The following is a 23778-nucleotide window of genomic DNA, read 5'->3' as shown; positions in this document are numbered from 1 at the left end:
TTAAGCTCCTTGCGGTGGCGGCGTTAGAGAATTGCTACGCGTGATGAGTTGATATAAAAGGCGCAGCTCAAAGAATGCGATAACGAGGCTGGTGGGCAGACAAGCGGCATACATCAGGCCGATGGGCAAGCCGAGGATCGGTGAATAATCGCTCCAGTCCTGAATTGTTTTTAGCGTTGCGCCCCAGGCCAGAGCGCCACAAATAAATAAGATTAAGGAATGGGTAACCAGAGCGACTCGCCGCTGCCACGCGGGGGAGAGTTTCTCCACCAAAAAGGTGACCTGAACGTGGGCGTTATCCATAAAAGCCACAATCGCGCCAATAAAGGTTAACCAGACAAATAAATAACGCGACAATTCATCTACAGATAAAATACTTGTCTGAAAACCATATCTTAAAATAATGTTTATAAACACAATACAGGAAAGTACGGCGAGATTAATCGCCAGTATTGCTTCAAGTATTTTTTTCATAGCTATTCCTTGAGGCTATGTTTGTCATAATTCAAGTTGCATGTGCAGCAACCTGAATTATTAATATAGTTAGAGCAATAACATTACCCAGGCGTTCTGGCGTAGACGATTATTCGATTAATTTAGCGCCGTTAATGCGACTTTAACCACAACTTTTCGTATCTCAGAGGCTGTTTGCAGAATACAGCCTGGTCGATGAACATCCTGAGGAAAGAAAATAACGTAGCTACCCGGTATCATTTCTATAAATGATTCATGTTCACTATCGTGATAAAAAATAATATCGCGCTGCTCTAATAGTGATTCGCTGACTTTATTATTTCCTGTATCAATAGCAATGCCGATTTTCTCTTTGCCCCACGCCAGAAATTGAATATCGATATACCGACGATGCACTTCCGGACGGTTTTCCTCTACTGCACGCGTCGTTAAGTCGATAATTTGTGCGTAAATATTTTTGCCGTCGATTTCGACAACGCCCGACTCCAGGACGTTGAAATCAGTGGCGCGCAGAAAATCGAGCGCCTTTTCAATAGCAGCGGGCAAACGGCACGGGTTAGGCTGCGCGATATGTCCAAAAATCATGGCTTATCTCCTTATAACGCCTGGATTTTTGCCCATACGCTGTCATCAACGGTAATACCGTTACGGCGGTTTTCTGCCAGCAGGGTGGTAAATTCGTGGCCGGGTAAGCGAATGGCCTGGTTTTCATCGGCGCGTTCAGCGGTAGTAACATAATCCATGATGCGTTGCAGCTTGGCATCGCGGGTGGGGCCGTCGATCAATTTATCCACTTCGATGGCGATAAAGATTTGCGAAACACCGTATTCGTCGCTGTTATCCTGGGTGACTTCAGCAACTGACGCGCCGTCAGAAAGAAGAGTAGCGATCATATCCAATACGATCGACATACCGGAACCTTTCCAGTAACCCATTGGCAAAATACGGCGATTTTTCTCGATTACACCAGGTTCTTTGGTGAGGTTGCCTTCATCGTCAAAGCCGCCATCGACCGGTAACTGACGGCCCGCCAGGCGGTTAACTTCTAACATGCCGTAGGAAAACATCGACATCGACATATCGACCATGGTGATTGGGGTAGAAGGAATGGCGACGATCAGCGGGTTAGTGCCGATGCGACACTCTTTTGCGCCCCACGGCGGCATTACGGCGATGGAGTTGGTCCAGCAAATGCCAATATAGCCTTTTTCCGCCGCCTGCCAGCCGTAGCTGCCGCCGCGCATCCAGTGGTTGGCATTACGCAACGCCACCAGACCAATACCGTGATCGGCAGCCAGTTCAATGGCGCGATCCATCATCTTTTTCGCTGTCAGGTTACCGATCGAACGCTGGGCGTCCCACTGTTCAATTGCGCCGAGGCTGGTTATACGTTTGGCTTGGGCATCAGGAATGATATCGCCGTTTTCCAGTTGTTGAATGAAACGAGGGAAACGGTTGACGCCGTGAGAATAAACGCCGGATTCGGTGGTGCGGGCGAACATTTCGGCACAGGCATCAGCCGTTTCGCTGTCAACGCCGCGTGAAATTAAGACTCGATTAAAGGCTGCTTTTAACTGCTCAAATGTCACTTTCATCCCTGGCTTCCTTGTTTTTTTGATCGCTTTTTTGGCTTAAAATTTCAATATGCGAAATCTGATTTCAAATATATCGATCGCTTTTTAACAAAGCAATCTGATTGATGAATTTCAAAAAACTTAAAAATCAAGTGGTTATAAATTATCTGTCGAGATCGTGAACTACGGCACACTTTGCGCTACCATCAGGACGCGACAAAATGGGGAAAGAAGTGATGGGAAAAAAAGAGAACGAGATGGCGCAGGAAAAAGAGCGTCCAGCCGGAAGCCAAAGTCTGTTTCGCGGGTTGATGCTGATTGAGATTTTGAGCAACTATCCAAACGGTTGTCCGTTGGCGCATCTTTCGGAGCTGGCTGGTTTAAATAAGAGTACCGTCCATCGCTTATTGCAGGGATTACAATCCTGCGGCTATGTGACCACCGCGCCCGCCGCAGGGAGTTACCGCCTGACTACCAAATTTATTGCCGTCGGGCAGAAGGCGCTGTCTTCGCTGAATATCATTCATATCGCCGCTCCGCATCTTGAGGCACTGAACATCGCCACTGGTGAAACCATTAACTTCTCCAGCCGCGAAGACGATCACGCTATTTTGATTTATAAGCTGGAACCCACGACCGGGATGCTGCGAACCCGAGCTTATATAGGCCAGCATATGCCGCTCTACTGTTCCGCAATGGGCAAGATCTACATGGCGTTTGGTCACCCGGACTACGTGAAGTCATACTGGGAAAGCCATCAGCATGAGATCCAGCCGTTAACCCGCAATACCATTACCGAGCTGCCCGCGATGTTCGACGAACTGGCGCACATTCGTGAAAGCGGAGCGGCGATGGACAGAGAAGAAAACGAACTCGGCGTCTCCTGTATTGCTGTTCCGGTGTTTGATATTCATGGGCGGGTGCCGTACGCCGTGTCGATTTCGCTTTCGACATCACGTCTGAAACAGGTGGGGGAGAAAAATCTCCTGAAACCACTGCGTGAAACCGCGCAGGCTATTTCTAATGAACTGGGATTTACTGTCAGGGACGACCAGGGCGCGATCACATAACGCTCTGGACAAGTGCCAAAACTTTAACATTTCCTTCGTTGGATCAAAGCAGTAGAGACGCGCTCTCTGGCACTCTGCTGTTTTAGTGCAAAGGAGTGATCATGAACCGGTTTATTATTGCGGATGCGACGAAATGTATCGGTTGCCGTACCTGTGAAGTGGCTTGCGCAGTGTCGCATCAGGAGAATCAGGATTGCGCTGCGTTGTCACCCGGTGAGTTTATTTCGCGTATTCGTGTCATTAAAGATCATACTTACACCACGGCAGTAGCCTGCCATCAGTGTGAAGATGCACCGTGCGCAAATGTGTGCCCTGTTGACGCGATAAGTCGCGAACATGGGCATATTTTCGTTGAACAATCACGTTGTATTGGCTGTAAAAGCTGTATGCTGGCTTGCCCGTTTGGTGCGATGGAGGTCGTTTCTTCACGCACAAAGGCGAGGGCGATTAAGTGCGATCTGTGCTGGCATCGGGCGACGGGACCGGCTTGTGTTGAAGCTTGCCCAACACAAGCGTTGCAATGCATGGATGTCGAGAAAGTGCAGCGGCATCGGCTACGGCAGCAGTCTGTTTGAAACGTTTTTCCGGCGTTTTTTAACGCAGGAATAGTGCGCTTTGTTTATGCCGGATGCGGCTTAAACGCCTTATCCGGCCTACAAATTATTCCAAATTCAATATATTGCAGAAATGATGTAGGCCTGATAAGCGTAGCGCATCAGGCAATTTTTAATGACTTTCAGCCCAGGCGCGTTCAATCTCTTCCGCCAGAATCTTCACCCCCGCTTCAATTTTATCCGGCTCCGGCACGTAGTTCATACGCATACATTGATGTGTATGTGGCCACGGTTTATCCAGCCCTGGGAAGAAGTTGTGCCCCGGCACCATCAGCACGCCCCGTGCTTTCAGGCGCTGGTAGAGCTGCTCGGTCGTAATTGGCAAATCCTTAAACCATAGCCAGAGGAAAATGGCTCCTTCCGGTTTATGAATCAGGCAGCGATCTTCCGGTAAATAGCGGCGAATGATAGCGATAGTTTCCTGAACACGCTGGTAGTAAAACGGTTTGATGACTGTTTCAGACAGGCGCAGCAGATCGTTACGTTTAATCATTTCACACATTATCGCCGGACCAATACCGCCAGGCGCCAGGCTGATAATGCCGTTCATGTTGGTGATGGCGGTGATGATTTTTTCATTGGCGATGATAATGCCGCAGCGCGAACCCGGTAGTCCCAGCTTGGAAAGACTCATGCACAGTACAATATTCGGATTCCACAGCGGGCGCGCTTCGCTGAAGATGATACCCGGGAACGGGACGCCATAAGCGTTATCAATCACCAGCGGAATACCGTGCTGATTCGCCAGTGCGTCCAGTTTCAATAATTCTTCGTCAGTAATCACATTGCCTGTTGGATTCGTCGGTCGGGAGACGCAAATCATCCCGGTCTCTTCGCCAATGTGCAGATGCTCAAAATCGACGTGGTATTTAAATTGGCCACCTGGCAGCAGTTCAATATTTGGACGCGCAGAGACAAACAGATCTTCTTCCAGTCCGGCGTCAGCGTAGCCAATGTATTCCGGTGCCAGCGGGAACAGCACTTTTTTAACCCGACCATCGGCACGGCGTCCGGCGAACAGATTAAATAAGTAGAAAAACGCGCTCTGGCTGCCGTTTGTTAGTGCAATATTCTGTGGTTCGATATCCCAACCCAACTTCTCGCGTAGCATTCCGGCAAGCAGTGTGAGTAGCTCCGTTTTCCCCTGTGGACCGTCGTAATTGCACAGTGCATCAGTCGCTTTGCCACTTTCCAGCATGTCGGTCAGTAGCGTCTGGAAGTAGTCCTGCATTTCCGGGATCTGCGCTGGATTACCGCCGCCGAGCATAATCGCGCCAGGCGTGCGTAAACCGTCGTTCAGATCTTCCATCAGCAGCGTAATGCCGGAGTGGCGGGTAAATTTGTCACCAAAAAGGGAGAATGTCATAGCGGGATATCTGTCGAACTCTGTAGCAAGGAAGGTAACAATAACGCTACATTTGCTGGGGTGCAAATCGGTCTGTTGAAGTGGGAGCGGTGCTTTATCCTGCAACGCTGATTAGGGCTGACATTTTATCCTGGTTGGCGGCTTCCCGAGGTACTGACGAACGGGAAGCCGGAAACGTTACTGTTGCCCCGCCCAGACGACCAGCACTTTATCGTCGCCATGCTCACGAACAAAGCCGTAGCCCTGCTTCAGCGAAAGTGTCGTTTGTTTGCCCGCGCCAATTGCGGGATGGCGGGCGCGGAACTGGCTGATTTTCTGCCAGTGCGCGACGCTAGCGGCAGATTTACCGCTAACATCCTGCCAGTTCATATCCGAACGCGTGCCTTGCAGCGGATCAGAACCGGTAGGACCGAACGGACGAGAGGATTCATCACCATAAAAGATTTGTACTGCACCTGGCGCTAATAACAATAACTCTGCTGCTTTGTCGCCCCCTTCTCGAAACAAACGAGTATCATGCGACGAAAGATAGCTCAACACGTTGAAATCCTGCAATTTCTCTGCCATTTGCTGCCAGGTCGTATCCATCTGCGCCAGACAATCGACTGCTTTAGCCGCCAGCTCCTGATAATCGAAATTGATCATCGCATCGAAGCCGTGGCGATAGTAGTCACTTTGCATCACGCCGTGGCCCCAGGCTTCACCGGTCATCCAGAACGGTGTGTCATCTAACGCTTTATCGGGATTCGCTTTTTTCCATTCGCGAAGTGCGGCGCTGGCTTCGGTTTTCAGTTGCTGCCAGGCGGGCAACTCAACATGCTTGGCGGTATCGACCCGAAAACCATCAATTCCGTAGTCACGGACCCACTGGCTTAACCAATGGGTTAAGTAATCTCGAGGGGTAAAGCCGTCAATGGCTTTAGCGTGGGTATCCGTTTTGTTGTTATAGAACACTGGCAGGCCAGAAGCGGTAGTTGATTCGGTTTTGATATCCGGTAAAAAGGCCAGCGACATGGTGAGATCGTCAAATCCAGGATTGTCGTAGTCGCCGATATCCGTTCTGATCCAGTTTTTTCCCCACCATTTATCCCAGCCTGTTTTGTCGCTGAAATTAATGTAATCGTTAAAGCTATGCCAGGTTTGCCCGGCGGCGGGTTTCCAGTCGCTCCAGCGTTCACCCAACGTTTTTTTCACTTCGTCACCAGAAAGATATAACGCGCCAAACTGATACTCCTGCATATCCGCCAGTGTGGCATAGCCGGTGTGGTTCATCACGACATCAAAGAGAATACGAATACCGCGCTGATGCGCGCTATCAACCAGCGTCCGTAGATCGGCTTCGCTGCCCATATTGGCATCAAGATTCGTCCAGTCCTGTGTGTAATAACCGTGGTAGGCATAATGCGGGAAATCGCCTTTTGTACCGCCGCCGACCCAGCCGTGAATTTGCTCAAATGGGGCGCTTATCCATAAAGTATTGACGCCCAGCTGCTGGAGGTAATCCAGTTTGTTGGTCAGGCCGCGTAAATCGCCGCCGTGAAAAGTACCAATTTCTGCCATACCGTCTTTATGACGTCCGTAACTCTGGTCATTACTGGGATCGCCGTTTTCGAAACGATCTGTCAGCACAAAGTAAACCGTGGCGTTATGCCAGTCGAAAGGGGCGGATGTGTCAGTTTCTGCCCGTTCCAGCAGAAGTAAACCGTTGCTGGTGGCAGCGGGTTGTAACGTTATTTGACCGTTCTTCACTATCGCAATTTGCTGGCTGTAATAATCCCGGACTGCGGCTCCCTCCGGAAAAGTGGCGCTGACATCCAGTGTGAGCGGTAATCCATCCCATTTCGGGCATTCACGGACCAGGCTTGCTACCGGTTCGACGGCGTTCTGGATGGAAATCATCAATGTTGGTGTACCGGAGCGGGTGTCTAGTTGCAGCGTATATTCGCCGTCCCTGAACAATCGCCATTGAGGTGGCGTGTTGCTACAAGGTTGCAGGGAAAGCATCTGATTGAGTTTTATCGCATCCGCAGGCTGCCAGCACTGTTGGTCAAAATTTAGCGTGAGTGGACGCGTACCTTTGGGCAACTGCGCGTGGCTGACAAATGTTCCCGTTCCCTGTTCGCTAAAGGCAGGGAACCCCGGAGAAGTCCAGCTGGCGGCAACGGCGAAGCCAGGAAGGAGTGTCAGAAAACAGGCGGCGAGTTTCATGGCGGATGAGTCCTTATTGCTGCGATTTCAGACAGTTTGCCAGCGATAAGCCAGACAAAACTCATCCCTGAGCGGTAAGTCCACAGGATGAGAAGCAAGGGTGAGCGATCGCGCGCAAAAAACGGCCGAATTTTGCGATAAACCCCACATTTTCTGCGATTTAGCGCCAATCTGAATCGTTAACACGTGACATAGTTTCAGATTTGGACTATTCCTTGGGGTGCTCTTGACGGCTATTTTTGATATGATTTGAGATTCAACTCTCAAATTTGTGAAAAATATAAGGTGTTGGAATGATTAAATCCGACCAGGAGACCTGATGATTTTGACTCCCATACGACGATATGGGGCGATGATTCTTATGTTACTCACTCTGGTGTTTTCGAGTGAGGTGTTAGCGAAGACGCACACAACAACAGCGAGTCAAAAGTCCCACTTAACTAAAGCTAGTAATAAACAGGTAAGCAGTAAACAAGAGTATTCTCGCAATAGTGCAAAGAGTAGTTCACTTCCTGATTTGCGAAAATACCCTTCCGGAACACCAAGGAAAAAAGCGTTTCTCCGGACCGTAATGCCTTACATTACCAGCCAAAATGCGGCCATTACTGCGGAACGTAACTGGCTCATTTCAAAACAGTATCAGGGCCAATGGTCACCTGCTGAGCGTGCGCGTCTGAAAGACATCGCCAAACGCTACAAGGTGAAGTGGTCCGGTAATACGCGAAAAATCCCGTGGAATACCTTGCTTGAACGCGTAGACATTATTCCTACCAGTATGGTGGCGACGATGGCTGCAGCAGAAAGCGGTTGGGGAACGTCGAAACTGGCGCGTAGCAACAACAACCTATTCGGCATGAAGTGCATGAAAGGACGTTGTACCAATGCGCCGGGTAAAGTGAAGGGGTACTCACAGTTCAGTTCTGTCAAAGAATCGGTGAGCGCCTATGTCACTAACCTGAATACTCACCCGGCTTACTCTTCGTTCCGTAAATCGCGTGCACAACTGCGTAAAGCGGATCAGGAAGTGACTGCCACAGCGATGATTCACAAGCTGAAGGGCTACTCGACCAAAGGGAAGAGTTATAACAACTACCTGTTCGCAATGTACCAGGATAACCAACGGTTAATCGCGGCGCATATGTAATTGTATTCCCTGAAGCCTTATCCGACTTGTTGGTCGGATAAGGCGTTCACGCCGCATGCGACAACCACGCAGCGTTGCCTGATGCGACGCCGACAATTCTCATCATCGCTACAACATGACCTCGCTATTTACATCGCGATACTCTTTTGGCGTCGTGTCATATGCTTTTTTAAAAACAGAGTAGAAATATTGCAGCGATGGATAACCGCACATTTGCGATATCTCATTGATCGATAAGGTGGTTGAAATCAGCAGACTGCGCGCTTTCTCCAGCTTCTCGGCATGAATCATGGCATGGATGGTTTCACCCACCTCCTCTTTAAAACGCTTCTCAAGATTGGAGCGCGAGATCCCGACGGCATCGAGTACCTGATCCACTTTAATCCCTTTACAGGCGTGATTACGAATGTAATGCATGGCCTGAATAACGGCGGGATCGGTCAGCGAACGGTAATCTGTTGAGCGCCGTTCAATGACGCGAACTGGTGGGACCAAAATCCGCTGTAGCGGCATTTCTTCTTTATCTAATAATCGATGCAACAGTTTTGCCGCCTGATAGCCCATTTGCCGTGCGCCCTGAGCGACCGAAGAAAGGGCGACACGCGACAGATAGCGGGTCAGTTCTTCGTTATCGATGCCAATCACGCATAATTTTTCCGGTACGGGAATGTGTAGATGTTCACATACTTGCAGAATATGCCGCGCCCGGGCGTCAGTAACGGCAATAATCCCGGTTTGCGGTGGCAGCGTTTGTAGCCAGTCTGCCAGCCGATTTTGCGCGTGTTGCCAGTTCTCTGGCGCTGTTTCTAACCCCTGATAAACCACTCCGCGATACTTTTCTTCGGCGACAAGCTGACGGAATGCATATTCGCGTTCAGTGGCCCAACGTTTGCCGCTGGATTCCGGAAGACCATAAAAAGCAAAGCGGTTAACGCCTTTCTCTTTTAAATGCAAAAATGCGCTTTCAACCAGTGCATAGTTATCGGTGGCAATGTAATGAACGGGTGGGTAACTTTCGGCAAGGTGATACGAACCACCAACCCCAACAATGGGGACGTCGACGTTAGCCAGTGCTTGCTCGATTTGTTTGTCATCGAAGTCGGCAATGACGCCATCTCCTAACCAGTCCTTGATTTTATCAATGCGGGCGCGGAAATCTTCTTCAATGAAAATATCCCATTCCGATTGTGACGCCTGTAAATATTCCCCTACGCCTTCTACTACCTGACGGTCATAGGCTTTATTAGCATTGAACAGCAATGTGATGCGGTGACGTTTAGTAAACATGGTTCTTTTCCTGCTGAATCATGCAAAAACTCAAAACCGGTAATAAGTTACCGGTTTTGAGAAAACTTTTATGAAAATCAAGAACGGCGTTTGGTTGCGGAGTCCATCCATACTGCCAGCAACAGAATCGCACCTTTAACGATATACTGCCAGAAGGTCGGTACATCCATCATACTCATGCCGTTATCCAGTGAAGCCATGATGAATGCCCCCATTACCGCTCCGGCCACGCTCCCGACGCCGCCTGCCAGACTGGTGCCGCCAATCACACATGCGGCAATTGCGTCCAGTTCGGCGATATTTCCCGCAGAAGGTGAACCAGCGCCAAGTCGAGAACTGAGGATTAATCCGGCGATGGCTACCATTAATCCGTTAATAGCGAACACGGCAAGTTTGGTGCGTTCAACGTTAATCCCGGAGAGCCGTGCTGCTTCCAGATTGCCGCCGATGGCATAAATGCGTCTTCCAAATGCCGTCCGCGTTGCCATAAACATTCCGCCGAGTAACAGCAACGTCAGCAGCAGAACGGGAGTGGGAACGCCACGGTAATCATTCAACAGCCAGATTGCGCCTAAGACGATAATCGCCGTTAATGCCTGGCGGCCGACAACTGCGGTAGAGGCCGGAGACTGCAAACCCAAAGCCTGACGGCGCATTCTTCCGCGCCATTGCCAGCCAACAAAAGCCATTAAGCCAAGCGCGCCAATGATGAAGCCGGTGCTGGCAGGTAGATAGCTTTGCCCAATTTGTGACATCGCGGCACTGGTGGGGGAAACCGTCGTGCCGTTGGTGATGCCAATGAGTATGCCGCGAAATGCCAACATGCCCGCAAGGGTGACAATAAATGAAGGGACTTTGCGGTATGCAACCCACCATCCGTTCCAGGCTCCGAGAAGCAGTCCCAGAACCAACGTCACAATGATGGTAAGTGGCAAAGGCCAGCCTAGCCAGACGTCACAAATCGCCGCGACGCCACCTAATAGCCCCATCATTGAGCCGACGGAAAGGTCGATTTCAGCAGAAATTATGACGAACACCATTCCTACCGCGAGGATGCCGGTAATCGCGGTCTGGCGTAACAGGTTGGAGACGTTACGGGCGCTTAAGTAGGCACCATCGGTGGTCCAGGTAAAGAACAGCATGATTGCGATGATAGCTGCAATCATCACGAAGACCTGCAAATTCAGTGACTTCAGCCCGGAAAAGCCACCGGATGTCGGTACGGCCAATTTCACTTCAGACGGATTGCTTTTCGACATGATGTTCGCTCCTCAATGCGGCTTCCATCACCTGCTCCTGAGTCAGGTTATGATTTATCAGGTTGGCTTTTAGTTTCCCTTCATGCATCACCAGTACACGATCGCTAAGGCCGAGCACTTCAGGTAATTCGGAAGAGATGACAATAACGGCAATACCCTGCTGGACGAGTTGGTTAATTAATTTGTAGATCTCGTATTTCGCGCCAATATCGATACCCCTGGTAGGTTCATCAAGAATGAGAATGCGCGGGTTGAGTAACAGACAGCGAGCGAGGATCGCTTTTTGCTGATTGCCGCCGCTCAAACGTCCAATAGCAAGGTCGGGGGACGACGTTTTAACTTTGAGTTGCTGGATTGATTCCAGAATACATTTTTGCTCTGCCGCGTCATCAAGCTGGCTAATATCGCCGGTAAATTTATTGAGTGCGGCGAGGGTAATATTTTTACCAACCGCCATTACCGGAACGATGCCGTCGCGCTTTCTGTCTTCGGGTACCATCGCAATCCCCTGGGCGATGGCTTGCTGACAGTTACGAATATCTACCTGTTTGCCATCAATATAAATTTTTCCTTCCCATTGTCCGGGCCACACGCCAAACAGGCACTGAATGGTCTCGGTACGTCCGGCACCAACGAGTCCGGCAATACCCAGTATTTCGCCACGTTTCAGGGAAAACGAGACATCATTAACTCGTTTAATATGACGATTAACCGGATGCCATGCCGTCAGATGTTCAATACGTAATATTTCATCTCCGGTGGTATGTGGTTCATTAGGGTAAAGCGCGGTTAACTCTCGCCCGACCATCATGGTGATAATATCGTCTTCACTCATTCCGGCAGCATCACGCGTACCAATGTGCTGACCGTCGCGAATAACGCAAATCGTATCGGAAATCGCTTTGACTTCGTTGAGTTTGTGCGAAATATAAATACAGGCGATACCGTGCTGTTGTAGATCGCGAATAATATCCAGTAAAACCGACGTTTCCTGCTCAGTTAATGAGGCTGTCGGCTCATCGAGAATTAACAAGCGCACCTGTTTATTAAGTGCCTTGGCAATTTCAACCAGTTGTTGTTGCCCTAACCCTAAATCGCCAACGCGGGTATCTGGTGAAATGGATAAACTGACCTGTGCGAGCAGCTTCTGACAGCGTAGCGTCATCAGATCATAGTCCATAATACCATTGTGGGTTATTTCGTTACCCAGGAAAATATTTTCCAGTACGGTCAATTCTTTCACCAGGGCCAATTCCTGGTGAATGATAGCGATACCTTTGCGTTCGGTATCGCGGATGTGACTCGCCTGAATCTCTTCTCCCGCAAAAATAATGTCGCCTTCGTAGGAGCCATGGGGATAAATACCACACAGCACTTTCATCAGCGTTGATTTACCAGACCCATTTTCCCCGCAGAGTGAGACGATTTCGCCGGCATTCAACCGCAAGCTAACGTTATCAATTGCCTTCACACTGCCGAAGGTTTTGGTAATGTTCTTCATTTCAAGTAGATAAGGCATAACGACTCCACCTAAGCCAATTAATTTACACGGCATGGAGAGAAATCACGCCCCCGCTCTGTGCCGGGGCGTAACGCTTACAGCTCGCTCTCTTTGTGGAATCCGTCTTTAACTACCGTATCTTTGATGTTGTTTTTATTCACATCGATCGGTGTCAGCAGGCGGGAGGGAACATCTTTCAGACCATTATTCAGTGTGGTATCTGCTTTTGGTTCCTGACCATTGCCCAACTCAACGGCAATTTCTGCGGCAGTATTTGCCAACAATGTAATAGGTTTATACACCGTCATAGTTTGCGTACCGGCAGCAATACGTTTAATACCTGCGAGATCCGCATCCTGGCCGGATATTGCTACTTTCCCTGATAAACCTTGCGCACTTAATGCCTGAATTGCCCCACCTGCGGTGGCATCGTTTGAGGCAACCACGGCATCAATTTTGTTATTATTGGCGGTCAGCGCGTTTTCCATAATTTTCAGTGCGTTTTCCGGTAACCAGCCATCAACCCATTGGTCACCAACGACTTTAATTTTTCCGGAATCAACGTAAGGTTTTAACACTTTCATTTGTCCGGCGCGGAACAGCTTAGCGTTGTTATCTACCGGCGAACCGCCCATCAGGAAGTAATTACCTTGCGGAACAATATCGACCAGGGCTTTTGCCTGCAGTTCACCGACTTTTTCATTATCGAAAGAAATATAAAAATCGATATCCGCATCGTTAATCATACGGTCGTAAGCTAATACTTTAATACCTTCTTGTTTGGCTTCTTTTACAACGTTACTTAATACCTGACCGTTATACGGAATAATGACAAGAACATCGACACCCCGGTTAATCATGTTTTCAATCTGCGACATTTGTGTTTCTTCATTGCCATTTGCAGACTGTACAAATACTTTCGCGCCGAGAGATTCTGCCTTTTTCACAAAGATATCTCGATCTTTTTGCCAGCGTTCAAGACGGAGATCATCAATCGCCATACCTATTTTGACTTCTTTGGCGTGCGCCGCAACGTTGGTAAGCAGAAGTGAGGTGCAAAGGGTGAGTAGAATGTTCTTTATTTTCATGGTGTAGGGCCTTCTGTAGTTAGAGGACAGCTTTAATAAGTAACAATCACCGCGATAAACGTAACCAATTTTTAGCAACTAAACAGGGGAAAACAATTACAGATTTTTATCTTTCGATTACGATTTTTGGTTTATTTCTTGATTTATGACCGAGATCTTACTTTTGTTGCGCAATTGTACTTATTGCATTTTTCTCTTCGAGGAATTACCCAGTTTCATCATTCCATTTTATTTTGCGAGCGAGCGCACACTTGTGAATTATCTCAATAGCAGTGTGAAATAACATAATTGAGCAACTGAAAGGGAGTGCCCAATATTACGACATCATCCATCACCCGCGGCATTACCTGATTATGGAGTTCAATATGCAAGCCTATTTTGACCAGCTCGATCGCGTTCGTTATGAAGGCTCAAAATCCTCTAACCCGTTAGCATTCCATCACTATAATCCCGACGAACTGGTGTTGGGCAAGCGTATGGAAGAGCACTTGCGTTTTGCCGCCTGCTACTGGCACACCTTCTGCTGGAACGGGGCGGACATGTTTGGTGTGGGGGCGTTTAATCGTCCGTGGCAGCAGCCTGGTGAGGCACTGGCGTTGGCGAAGCGTAAAGCAGATGTCGCATTTGAGTTTTTCCACAAGTTACATGTGCCATTTTATTGCTTCCACGATGTGGATGTTTCCCCTGAGGGTGCTTCGTTAAAAGAGTACATCAATAATTTTGCGCAAATGGTTGATGTCCTGGCAGGCAAGCAAGAAGAGAGCGGCGTGAAGCTGCTGTGGGGAACCGCGAACTGCTTTACAAACCCTCGCTACGGCGCGGGCGCAGCGACGAACCCAGATCCTGAAGTCTTCAGTTGGGCGGCGACGCAAGTCGTTACGGCGATGGAAGCAACCCATAAATTGGGCGGTGAAAACTATGTTCTGTGGGGCGGTCGTGAAGGTTACGAAACGCTGTTAAATACCGACTTGCGTCAGGAGCGTGAACAACTGGGCCGCTTTATGCAGATGGTGGTTGAGCATAAACATAAAATCGGTTTCCAGGGCACGTTGCTTATCGAACCGAAACCGCAAGAACCGACTAAACATCAATATGATTACGATGCCGCGACGGTGTATGGCTTCCTGAAACAGTTTGGTCTGGAAAAAGAGATTAAACTGAACATTGAAGCTAACCACGCGACGCTGGCAGGTCACTCTTTCCATCATGAAATAGCCACCGCCATTGCGCTTGGCCTGTTCGGTTCTGTCGACGCCAACCGTGGCGATGCACAACTGGGCTGGGACACCGACCAGTTCCCGAACAGTGTGGAAGAGAATGCGCTGGTGATGTATGAAATTCTCAAAGCAGGCGGTTTCACCACCGGCGGTCTGAACTTCGATGCCAAAGTCCGTCGTCAAAGTACTGATAAATATGATCTGTTTTACGGTCATATCGGCGCGATGGATACGATGGCGTTGGCGCTGAAAATTGCAGCACGCATGATTGAAGATGGCGAGCTGGATAAACGCATCGCGCAGCGTTATTCCGGCTGGAATAGCGAATTAGGCCAGCAAATCCTGAAAGGCCAAATGTCACTGGCAGATTTAGCCAAATATGCTCAGGAACATAATTTGTCTCCGGTGCATCAGAGTGGTCGCCAGGAGCAACTGGAAAATCTGGTAAACCATTATCTGTTCGACAAATAACGGCTAACTGTGCAGTCCGTTGGCCCGGTTATCGGTAGCGATACCGGGCATTTTTTTAAGGAACGATCGATATGTATATCGGGATAGATCTTGGCACCTCGGGCGTAAAAGTTATTTTGCTCAACGAGCAGGGTGAGGTGGTTGCTTCGCAAACGGAAAAGCTGACCGTTTCGCGCCCGCATCCACTCTGGTCGGAACAAGACCCGGAACAGTGGTGGCAGGCAACTGATCGCGCAATGAAAGCTCTGGGCGATCAGCATTCTCTGCAGGACGTTAAAGCATTGGGTATTGCCGGCCAGATGCACGGTGCAACCTTACTGGATGCCCAGCAACGGGTATTACGCCCTGCCATTTTGTGGAACGACGGGCGCTGTGCGCAAGAGTGCACTTTGCTGGAAGCGCGAGTTCCGCAATCACGGGTGATTACCGGTAACCTGATGATGCCCGGATTTACTGCGCCTAAATTGCTATGGGTTCAGCGGCATGAGCCGGAGATATTCCGTCAAATCGACAAAGTATTATTACCGAAAGATTACTTGCGTCTGCGTATGACGGGGGAGTTTGCCAGCGATATGTCTGACGCAGCTGGCACCATGTGGCTGGATGTCGCAAAGCGTGACTGGAGTGACGTCATGCTGCAGGCTTGCCACTTATCTCGTGACCAGATGCCCGCATTATACGAAGGCAGCGAAATTACTGGTGCTTTGCTACCTGAAGTTGCGAAAGCATGGGGTATGGCGGCAGTGCCAGTTGTCGCAGGCGGTGGTGATAATGCAGCTGGTGCGGTTGGTGTAGGAATGGTTGATGCTAATCAGGCAATGTTATCGCTGGGGACGTCGGGGGTCTATTTTGCTGTCAGCGAAGGGTTCTTAAGCAAGCCAGAAAGCGCCGTACACAGCTTTTGCCATGCGCTACCGCAGCGTTGGCATTTAATGTCTGTGATGCTGAGTGCAGCGTCGTGTCTGGATTGGGCCGCGAAATTAACGGGCCTGAACAATGTCCCAGCTTTAATCGCGGCTGCTCAACAGGCTGATGAAAGTGCCGAGCCTGTCTGGTTTCTGCCTTATCTTTCCGGCGAGCGTACACCACACAATAATCCCCAGGCGAAGGGGGTTTTCTTTGGTTTGACTCATCAACATGGCCCCAATGAACTGGCGCGAGCAGTGCTGGAAGGCGTGGGTTATGCGCTGGCAGATGGCATGGATGTCGTGCATGCCTGCGGCATTAAACCGCAAAGTGTTACGTTGATTGGTGGCGGGGCGCGTAGTGAGTACTGGCGTCAGATGCTGGCGGATATCAGCGGTCAGCAACTCGATTACCGCACGGGGGGGGATGTGGGGCCAGCACTGGGCGCAGCAAGGCTGGCGCAGATTGCGGCGAATCCAGAGAAATCGCTCATTGAGTTGTTGCCACAACTGCCGTTAGAACAGTCGCATTTACCAGATGCGCAGCGTTATGCCACTTATCAGCCACGACGTGAAACGTTCCGTCGCCTCTATCAGCAACTTCTGCCATTAATGGCGTAAACGTTATCCCCTGCCTGACCGGGTGGGGGATAATTCACATCTATATATATCAGTAATTAATTAATATTTAGTATGAATTTATTCTGAAATCATTTGTTAATGGCATTTTTCAGTTTTGTCTTTCGTTGGTTACTCGTAATGTATCGCTGGTAGATATGGAGATCGTTATGAAAACCTCAAAGACTGTGGCAAAACTATTATTTGTTGTCGGGGCGCTGGTTTATCTGCTTGGGCTATGGATCTCATGCCCATTGTTAAGTGGAAAAGGCTATTTTCTTGGCGTGTTAATGACGGCAACTTTTGGCAACTATGCATATCTTCGTGCTGAAAAACTCGGGCAACTGGATGATTTTTTTATCCATGTCTGCCAGTTGGTAGCGTTAATCACAATCGGTCTCTTGTTTATCGGTGTTTTAAATGCGCCTATCAATGCTTATGAAATGGTGATTTATCCCATCGCCTTTTTTGTTTGCTTGTTTGGTCAAATGCGTTTGTTTCGCTCGGCATGAGCAACATAAAGCTCTTACACATTCAGGAATGAAAGGAATACTGTGATGGACAACAAAATATCAACCTATTCTCCGGCATTCAGTATTGTGTCATGGATAGCTCTTGTTGGTGGTATCGTTACCTATCTATTAGGGCTATGGAATGCAGAGATGCAGTTAAATGAAAAAGGATATTATTTTGCCGTGCTGGTGCTAGGACTGTTTTCTGCGGCATCTTATCAAAAGACCGTTCGTGACAAGTATGAAGGCATACCGACTACCTCCATTTATTATATGACCTGCCTGACTGTCTTTATTATCTCTGTTGCGTTATTGATGGTAGGTCTGTGGAATGCGACGTTATTACTCAGCGAAAAAGGTTTTTATGGGCTGGCTTTCTTCTTAAGCTTGTTTGGTGCAGTAGCGGTGCAGAAGAATATTCGTGATGCCGGAATAAACCCACCAAAAGAAACACAGGTTACCCAGGAAGAATACAGCGAATAATTCACGTAAGCCCGGTCAGTCCAATGTGACCGGGCTTTTACTTAACTCACTAGTCTGTTTCTATCGATTCGTTGTAACAGCACAGAAAGTAACAAACTCGCTGCCAACGTCGCGCAAAAGATCCAAATAATATCCAGTATTGGCCAGTTTTTAAGCTCAATCCCCCGGGTGCGCAGCGCATGGATAATCAATGCATGGAACCCGTATATACCTAAAGAATGGCGTGATATCAGCCCAAGCCCGGGAACAGTATGTGTATCCAGCGTGTTTTTAACCAGAGTCAATAGTGCGATTGCGCAGATAAAAACCATCGGCCCACAGTAAAGATACCAGGTATCGGCAAAATTTCCGCGCCACTGCAATTCATATAATGTCCCGCGAGAGATAATAAAAACCCCCGTCGCAAACAGTGCGGCGCACACCCACGACAGTGCTTTATGCTGTGTGTCCATCATCCCTATAGCGCGGCCCAACATGCCATACAGGATGTAGTAAAAAGTATCGCCATTGATATATAAGTTAATTGGCAGCCATTCAAAACCGTCAATTTTCTGCGGCACAGTATTTGGGTTAGCGATAATACCAATCACCACCATTAGTACCAGCAACATTTTTCCGCCGACGTTCTTCACCTGAATCAGCGGTGAAACCAGATAAATCACCGCAATCGCGAAGAAAAACCATAAGTGGTAAAACACTGGCTTTTGCAGCAGGTTTTTCAGCGCTAACTCCACATTGATGGAGGTAAGCAGCGCAATGTAGAGCAGTGCGATTGCGCTATAAAAAAGCAGACATAAGCCGATACGTAAGAAATGGCGCGGCTGGGCGCTGCGTTCGCCAAAAAAGAGATAGCCGGAAATCATGAAAAATAGCGGCACGCTGACACGAGAGGCAGAATTCAGAACATTGGCGATATCCCAGGTAGCGGGGCTAACACTATGAGCATTGGTCACATACCAGGTTGTGGTGTGAATCATCACCACCATTAAACACGCTATCCCTCGCAGGTTATCAATCCAGTAAATTTTGGGCTGCATCTGTGTCTCTGTATCTGGTTAAAAAAAGTCTGACCGATAAATCATTCGGTTGGCGCACTGGAATAATCTGAGTTTTATCACTACAGCTTATAGAGGCTTAAGGAAATTCGTAAGATATCAGCCACTATACCGATATAAATAATAAGACTCACCTGCAAACCAGACGGTAATTTAATGATGATGAACTCTTTCTTTCCGGCAATGGCGCTTGTAGTGTTAGTGGGATGCTCGACACCGCCACCCGTGCAGAAAGCACAACGGGTAAAAGTTGATCCGCTGCGTTCGTTGAATATGGAAGCGTTATGCAAGGATCAGGCGGCAAAACGTTATAACACCGGCGAGCAAAAAATCGACGTCACCGCCTTCGAACAGTTCCAGGGAAGCTACGAAATGCGTGGTTATACCTTCCGGAAAGAGCAGTTTGTCTGTTCTTTTGACGCGGATGGCCATTTTTTGCATCTTTCCATGCGTTAAGCCCTGCTTTTTCCCGTTTCGTACTGTATATCTTCCATCCAGCGGGTATACTGATCCCTTCCTTTAAATCCACACGTATCCAGCACGAAATAATATGCAAAAGTTTGATACCAGGACCTTCCAGGGCTTGATCCTGACCTTACAGGATTACTGGGCTCGCCAGGGCTGCACCATTGTTCAACCATTGGACATGGAAGTCGGCGCGGGAACCTCTCACCCAATGACCTGTCTGCGCGCGCTGGGGCCAGAACCGATGGCGGCTGCTTATGTTCAGCCTTCTCGTCGCCCGACCGATGGTCGCTACGGCGAAAACCCCAACCGCTTACAGCACTACTATCAGTTCCAGGTGGTCATTAAGCCATCGCCGGACAATATTCAGGAGCTGTACCTCGGTTCCCTGAAAGAGCTGGGCATGGATCCGACTATCCACGATATCCGTTTCGTGGAAGATAACTGGGAAAACCCGACTTTGGGTGCCTGGGGGCTGGGCTGGGAAGTGTGGCTGAACGGCATGGAAGTGACGCAGTTCACTTACTTCCAGCAGGTTGGTGGTCTGGAGTGTAAACCGGTTACCGGCGAGATCACCTACGGTCTGGAACGTCTGGCCATGTACATTCAGGGCGTAGACAGCGTTTACGACCTGGTCTGGAGCGACGGTCCGCTGGGTAAAACCACCTACGGCGACGTGTTCCATCAGAACGAAGTGGAGCAGTCCACTTACAACTTCGAATACGCGGATGTGGACTTCCTGTTCACCTGCTTCGAGCAATACGAGAAAGAAGCGCAGCAGCTGCTGGCGCTGGAAAATCCGCTGCCGTTGCCAGCCTACGAGCGTATTCTGAAAGCCGCCCACAGCTTCAACCTGCTGGATGCGCGTAAAGCTATCTCCGTCACTGAGCGTCAGCGCTATATTCTGCGCATTCGCACCCTGACCAAAGCAGTGGCAGAAGCATACTACGCTTCCCGTGAAGCCCTCGGCTTCCCGATGTGCAACAAAGATAAGTAAGAGGCGGCTATGTCTGAGAAAACTTTTCTGGTGGAAATCGGCACTGAAGAGCTGCCACCAAAAGCACTGCGCAGCCTGGCTGAGTCCTTTGCTGCGAACTTTACTGCGGAGCTGGATAACGCTGGCCTCGCACACGGCACCGTTCAATGGTTTGCTGCTCCGCGTCGTCTGGCGCTGAAAGTAGCTAACCTGGCGGAAGCGCAACCGGATCGTGAAATCGAAAAACGCGGCCCGGCGATTGCCCAGGCGTTCGATGCTGAAGGCAAACCGAGCAAAGCGGCAGAAGGCTGGGCGCGTGGTTGCGGTATTACCGTTGACCAGGCTGAGCGTCTGACTACCAATAAAGGCGAATGGTTGCTGTATCGCGCCCACGTGAAGGGCGAAAGCACCGAAGCCCTGCTGCCGAATATGGTCGCCACTTCGCTGGCGAAGCTGCCGATCCCGAAACTGATGCGTTGGGGCGCAAGCGACGTGCACTTCGTGCGTCCGGTTCACACCGTGACCCTGCTGCTGGGCGACAAAGTTATTCCGGCTACCATTCTGGGCATTCAGTCCGATCGCGTGATTCGCGGCCACCGCTTTATGGGCGAGCCGGAATTCACTATCGACAATGCTGATCAGTATCCGGAAATTCTGCGTGAGCGCGGGAAAGTCATCGCCGATTACGAAGAACGTAAGGCGAAGATTAAAGCCGATGCCGAAGAAGCGGCGCGTAAGATTGGCGGTAACGCTGACTTAAGCGAAAGCCTGTTGGAAGAAGTCGCTTCGCTGGTGGAATGGCCGGTTGTGCTGACCGCAAAATTCGAAGAGAAATTCCTCGCGGTGCCGTCTGAAGCGCTGGTTTACACCATGAAAGGTGACCAGAAATACTTCCCGGTGTATGCGAACGACGGCAAACTGCTGCCGAACTTTATCTTCGTTGCCAATATCGAATCGAAAGATCCGCAGCAAATTATTTCCGGTAATGAAAAAGTCGTTCGCCCACGTCTGGCGGATGCCGAGTTCTTCTTCAACACCGACCGTAAAAAACGGCTGGAAGATAACCTGCCGCGCCTGCAAACCGTGTTGTTCCAGCAACAGCTGGGTACACTGCGCGACAAAACTGACCGCATCCAGGCGCTGGCTGGCTGGATTGCTGAACAGATTGGCGCTGACGTTAACCACGCAACCCGTGCGGGCCTGCTGTCCAAGTGCGACCTGATGACCAACATGGTCTTCGAGTTCACCGACACCCAGGGCGTTATGGGGATGCACTACGCGCGTCACGATGGCGAAGCGGAAGATGTTGCCGTGGCGCTGAACGAGCAGTATCAGCCGCGCTTTGCCGGTGATGACCTGCCGTCTAACCCGGTAGCCTGTGCGCTGGCGATAGCTGACAAGATGGATACTCTGGCGGGTATCTTCGGTATCGGCCAGCATCCGAAAGGCGACAAAGACCCGTTTGCGTTGCGTCGTGCCGCACTTGGCGTGCTGCGTATTATCGTTGAGAAGAACCTCAATCTTGACCTGCAAACCCTGACCGAAGAAGCAGTGCGTCTGTATGGCGATAAGCTGACTAATGCCAACGTGGTTGATGATGTTATCGACTTTATGCTCGGTCGCTTCCGCGCCTGGTATCAGGACGAAGGTTACACCGTTGACACCATCCAGGCGGTACTGGCGCGTCGTTCGACTCGTCCGGCTGATTTCGATGCCCGAATGAAAGCGGTATCGCACTTCCGTACCCTGGATGCAGCTGCAGCACTGGCGGCGGCGAACAAGCGTGTATCTAACATTCTGGCGAAATCTGACGAAGTGCTGAGCGACCGCGTGAATGCCTCTACTCTGAAAGAGCCGGAAGAAATTAAACTGGCGATGCAGGTTGTGGTGCTACGTGACAAGCTAGAGCCGTACTTTGCTGAAGGTCGTTACCAGGATGCGCTGGTCGAACTGGCTGAGCTGCGTGAACCGGTTGATGCCTTCTTCGATAAAGTGATGGTCATGGTTGATGACAAAGAATTGCGAATCAACCGTCTTACCATGCTGGAGAAACTGCGCGAATTATTCCTGCGAGTTGCGGATATTTCGCTGTTGCAGTAATAACGTCGTTATTAAAAAGCCTGCCATCTGGCAGGCTTTTTTATCGCTAAATAATAGAGCAACCTTTAATAATCTTCTGATGAATAAAGATTGTCTCATATATTAATTTTATGAGATTTTTTTAGGATTATATCAAGGAGAAGAAACGAACTTATTAAGCTAGAATAGCTGCGGGTGCTTGAGACTGTTTGTCTCAGGTATTCACCGAAAGGCAGACAGAGAAAAGCCCCACCTGACTATAAATCAAAGTGTACTGCACCCATTTTGTTGGACGATGAAATGGAATAGCCCCTAATATGTCAAAGCCAAAATACCCTTTTGAAAAGCGCCTTGAAGTCGTGAATCACTACTTCACAACTGATGATGGTTACAGGATCATCTCGGCACGTTTTGGTGTCCCCCGAACCCAGGTCAGGACATGGGTTGCCCTCTATGAAAAACATGGAGAAAAAGGTTTAATTCCCAAACCTAAAGGCGTTAGTGCTGATCCAGAGTTGCGTATTAAGGTCGTGAAAGCTGTGATCGAGCAGCACATGTCCCTTAATCAGGCTGCTGCTCACTTTATGCTTGCTGGTAGTGGTTCTGTAGCCAGGTGGCTGAAGGTCTATGAAGAGCGCGGAGAAGCTGGTTTACGCGCGCTCAAGATTGGCACCAAAAGAAACATTGCAATATCAGTTGATCCAGAAAAAGCGGCATCAGCATTGGAGCTGTCAAAAGACCGACGCATTGAGGATCTTGAAAGGCAAGTTCGATTTCTTGAAACGCGGCTTATGTATCTAAAAAAGCTGAAAGCCTTAGCTCATCCCACGAAAAAGTTAAAGTACTCAACGAGCTAAGGCAGTTTTATCCTCTTGATGAGCTTCTCAGGGCTGCGGAGATACCGCGCAGTACGTTTTATTATCATCTAAAGGCTCTCAGCAAGCCTGACAAGTATGCGGACGTTAAAAAGCGTATTAGTGAGATTTATCACGAGAATAGAGGCCGATACGGATACCGTAGGGTAACGCTGTCTCTTCATCGAGAAGGGAAACAGATTAACCATAAAGCTGTTCAGCGCCTGATGGGAACCCTCTCACTTAAAGCAGCGATTAAGGTCAAGCGATACCGCTCTTACAGAGGAGAGGTAGGGCAAACCGCCCCTAATGTTCTCCAAAGAGATTTCAAGGCTACGCGGCCAAACGAGAAGTGGGTTACCGATGTTACTGAATTTGCAGTCAATGGGCGCAAGCTGTATTTGTCTCCAGTAATAGATCTCTTCAACAACGAAGTTATTTCTTACAGCCTTTCGGAAAGACCAGTGATGAACATGGTTGAGAATATGCTCGATCAGGCATTCAAAAAGCTTAATCCTCACGAGCATCCTGTTCTGCACTCTGACCAGGGATGGCAGT

20 protein-coding genes and 1 pseudogene are annotated in these 23778 nt (G+C 49.4%); 11 read left to right on the top strand and 10 right to left on the bottom strand.

Features of this window, described 5'->3' with window-relative positions; translation table 11 throughout:
- The 3 genes from yiaM to yiaK form a co-directional block, all read right to left on the bottom strand.
- Positions 1-474 carry a 2,3-diketo-L-gulonate TRAP transporter small permease YiaM gene (yiaM, locus tag ATB02_RS12360; protein ID WP_000721665.1) on the bottom strand — a complete coding sequence of 158 codons (474 nt, stop codon included), beginning with the start codon at positions 472-474 and terminating at the stop codon, positions 1-3.
- Between the two features lie 117 nt (positions 475-591).
- Positions 592-1059 (bottom strand): YhcH/YjgK/YiaL family protein, encoded by a 468-nt coding sequence (locus ATB02_RS12355; RefSeq protein WP_088542263.1) that lies wholly within the window; start codon positions 1057-1059, stop codon positions 592-594.
- 11 nt (positions 1060-1070) lie between these two features.
- The gene (gene yiaK, locus ATB02_RS12350; protein ID WP_105271657.1) at positions 1071-2069 is read right to left on the bottom strand and encodes a 3-dehydro-L-gulonate 2-dehydrogenase; all 999 of its coding nucleotides are present in this window, start codon (positions 2067-2069) and stop codon (positions 1071-1073) included.
- A gap of 200 nt (positions 2070-2269) precedes the next feature.
- Here yiaK and yiaJ point away from each other — a divergent pair, with 200 nt between their 5' ends.
- Both yiaJ and ATB02_RS12340 read left to right on the top strand, forming a co-directional pair.
- Entirely contained in the window at positions 2270-3118 is an 849-nt protein-coding gene (yiaJ, locus tag ATB02_RS12345; RefSeq protein WP_000514241.1) for an IclR family transcriptional regulator YiaJ, read from the top strand.
- 101 nt (positions 3119-3219) lie between these two features.
- The gene (locus ATB02_RS12340) at positions 3220-3693 is read left to right on the top strand and encodes a 4Fe-4S binding protein (RefSeq protein WP_001353579.1); all 474 of its coding nucleotides are present in this window, start codon (positions 3220-3222) and stop codon (positions 3691-3693) included.
- A 151-nt stretch (positions 3694-3844) separates the two neighbouring features.
- Here the strand turns inward: ATB02_RS12340 and avtA are convergent, their stop codons facing one another.
- Both avtA and malS read right to left on the bottom strand, forming a co-directional pair.
- Positions 3845-5098, bottom strand: coding sequence for a valine--pyruvate transaminase (avtA, locus tag ATB02_RS12335; protein ID WP_039020896.1), 1254 nt, complete (start codon positions 5096-5098; stop codon positions 3845-3847).
- Between the two features lie 177 nt (positions 5099-5275).
- Positions 5276-7306 carry an alpha-amylase gene (malS, locus tag ATB02_RS12330; protein WP_105271656.1) on the bottom strand — a complete coding sequence of 677 codons (2031 nt, stop codon included), beginning with the start codon at positions 7304-7306 and terminating at the stop codon, positions 5276-5278.
- A gap of 319 nt (positions 7307-7625) precedes the next feature.
- Here malS and ATB02_RS12325 point away from each other — a divergent pair, with 319 nt between their 5' ends.
- Positions 7626-8450: a protein bax gene (locus tag ATB02_RS12325; protein WP_001364291.1), complete on the top strand. Its 825-nt coding sequence runs from the start codon at positions 7626-7628 to the stop codon at positions 8448-8450.
- 108 nt (positions 8451-8558) lie between these two features.
- Here the strand turns inward: ATB02_RS12325 and xylR are convergent, their stop codons facing one another.
- The 4 genes from xylR to xylF form a co-directional block, all read right to left on the bottom strand.
- Positions 8559-9737: a D-xylose utilization transcriptional activator XylR gene (gene xylR, locus ATB02_RS12320; RefSeq protein ID WP_000494495.1), complete on the bottom strand. Its 1179-nt coding sequence runs from the start codon at positions 9735-9737 to the stop codon at positions 8559-8561.
- Positions 9738-9814: 77 nt separating this feature from the next.
- Complete coding sequence (gene xylH / locus ATB02_RS12315; protein WP_000045978.1) at positions 9815-10996, bottom strand: xylose ABC transporter permease XylH; 1182 nt, start codon at positions 10994-10996, stop codon at positions 9815-9817.
- Positions 10974-12515 carry a D-xylose ABC transporter ATP-binding protein gene (gene xylG, locus ATB02_RS12310; protein WP_105271655.1) on the bottom strand — a complete coding sequence of 514 codons (1542 nt, stop codon included), beginning with the start codon at positions 12513-12515 and terminating at the stop codon, positions 10974-10976. The genes xylH and xylG overlap by 23 nt, the downstream gene beginning before the upstream one ends.
- Positions 12516-12592: 77 nt before the next feature.
- Entirely contained in the window at positions 12593-13585 is a 993-nt protein-coding gene (xylF, locus tag ATB02_RS12305) for a D-xylose ABC transporter substrate-binding protein (protein WP_001296518.1), read from the bottom strand.
- Between the two features lie 365 nt (positions 13586-13950).
- Between xylF and xylA the strand changes: the two genes are divergently transcribed.
- From xylA to yiaA, 4 genes are all read left to right on the top strand, one after another.
- Positions 13951-15273: a xylose isomerase gene (gene xylA / locus ATB02_RS12300; RefSeq protein WP_001149573.1), complete on the top strand. Its 1323-nt coding sequence runs from the start codon at positions 13951-13953 to the stop codon at positions 15271-15273.
- A 71-nt stretch (positions 15274-15344) separates the two neighbouring features.
- Positions 15345-16799 (top strand): xylulokinase, encoded by a 1455-nt coding sequence (gene xylB, locus ATB02_RS12295; RefSeq protein ID WP_032304020.1) that lies wholly within the window; start codon positions 15345-15347, stop codon positions 16797-16799.
- Positions 16800-16966: 167 nt separating this feature from the next.
- Entirely contained in the window at positions 16967-17308 is a 342-nt protein-coding gene (gene yiaB, locus ATB02_RS12290; RefSeq protein WP_010360977.1) for an inner membrane protein YiaB, read from the top strand.
- 45 nt (positions 17309-17353) lie between these two features.
- Complete coding sequence (gene yiaA / locus ATB02_RS12285; protein ID WP_001296808.1) at positions 17354-17791, top strand: inner membrane protein YiaA; 438 nt, start codon at positions 17354-17356, stop codon at positions 17789-17791.
- Positions 17792-17832: 41 nt separating this feature from the next.
- Here the strand turns inward: yiaA and wecH are convergent, their stop codons facing one another.
- Positions 17833-18828 carry an O-acetyltransferase WecH gene (gene wecH, locus ATB02_RS12280; RefSeq protein ID WP_105271654.1) on the bottom strand — a complete coding sequence of 332 codons (996 nt, stop codon included), beginning with the start codon at positions 18826-18828 and terminating at the stop codon, positions 17833-17835.
- 174 nt (positions 18829-19002) lie between these two features.
- Between wecH and ATB02_RS12275 the strand changes: the two genes are divergently transcribed.
- The 4 genes and pseudogenes from ATB02_RS12275 to ATB02_RS12260 form a co-directional block, all read left to right on the top strand.
- A complete protein-coding gene (locus ATB02_RS12275; protein WP_000980161.1) occupies positions 19003-19302 on the top strand; it encodes a YsaB family lipoprotein in 300 nt (99 codons plus the stop codon).
- Positions 19303-19396: 94 nt separating this feature from the next.
- On the top strand, positions 19397-20308 hold the full coding sequence (gene glyQ, locus ATB02_RS12270) for a glycine--tRNA ligase subunit alpha (RefSeq protein ID WP_001168544.1): 912 nt from the start codon (positions 19397-19399) through the stop codon (positions 20306-20308).
- Positions 20309-20317: 9 nt separating this feature from the next.
- Positions 20318-22387, top strand: a complete 2070-nt coding sequence (gene glyS, locus ATB02_RS12265; protein ID WP_105271653.1) for a glycine--tRNA ligase subunit beta — start codon at positions 20318-20320, stop codon at positions 22385-22387.
- 296 nt (positions 22388-22683) lie between these two features.
- Positions 22684-23778: pseudogene (locus tag ATB02_RS12260) on the top strand (IS3-like element IS150 family transposase); the annotation flags it as partial.

Origin of the sequence: Escherichia sp. MOD1-EC5189 (genome assembly GCF_002966045.1) — a bacterium.
Lineage (GTDB): Bacteria > Pseudomonadota > Gammaproteobacteria > Enterobacterales > Enterobacteriaceae > Escherichia > Escherichia coli_F.
The sequence above is the reverse complement of the archived record's forward strand: the minus strand, read 5'-3'. Positions and strand labels throughout refer to the sequence as shown.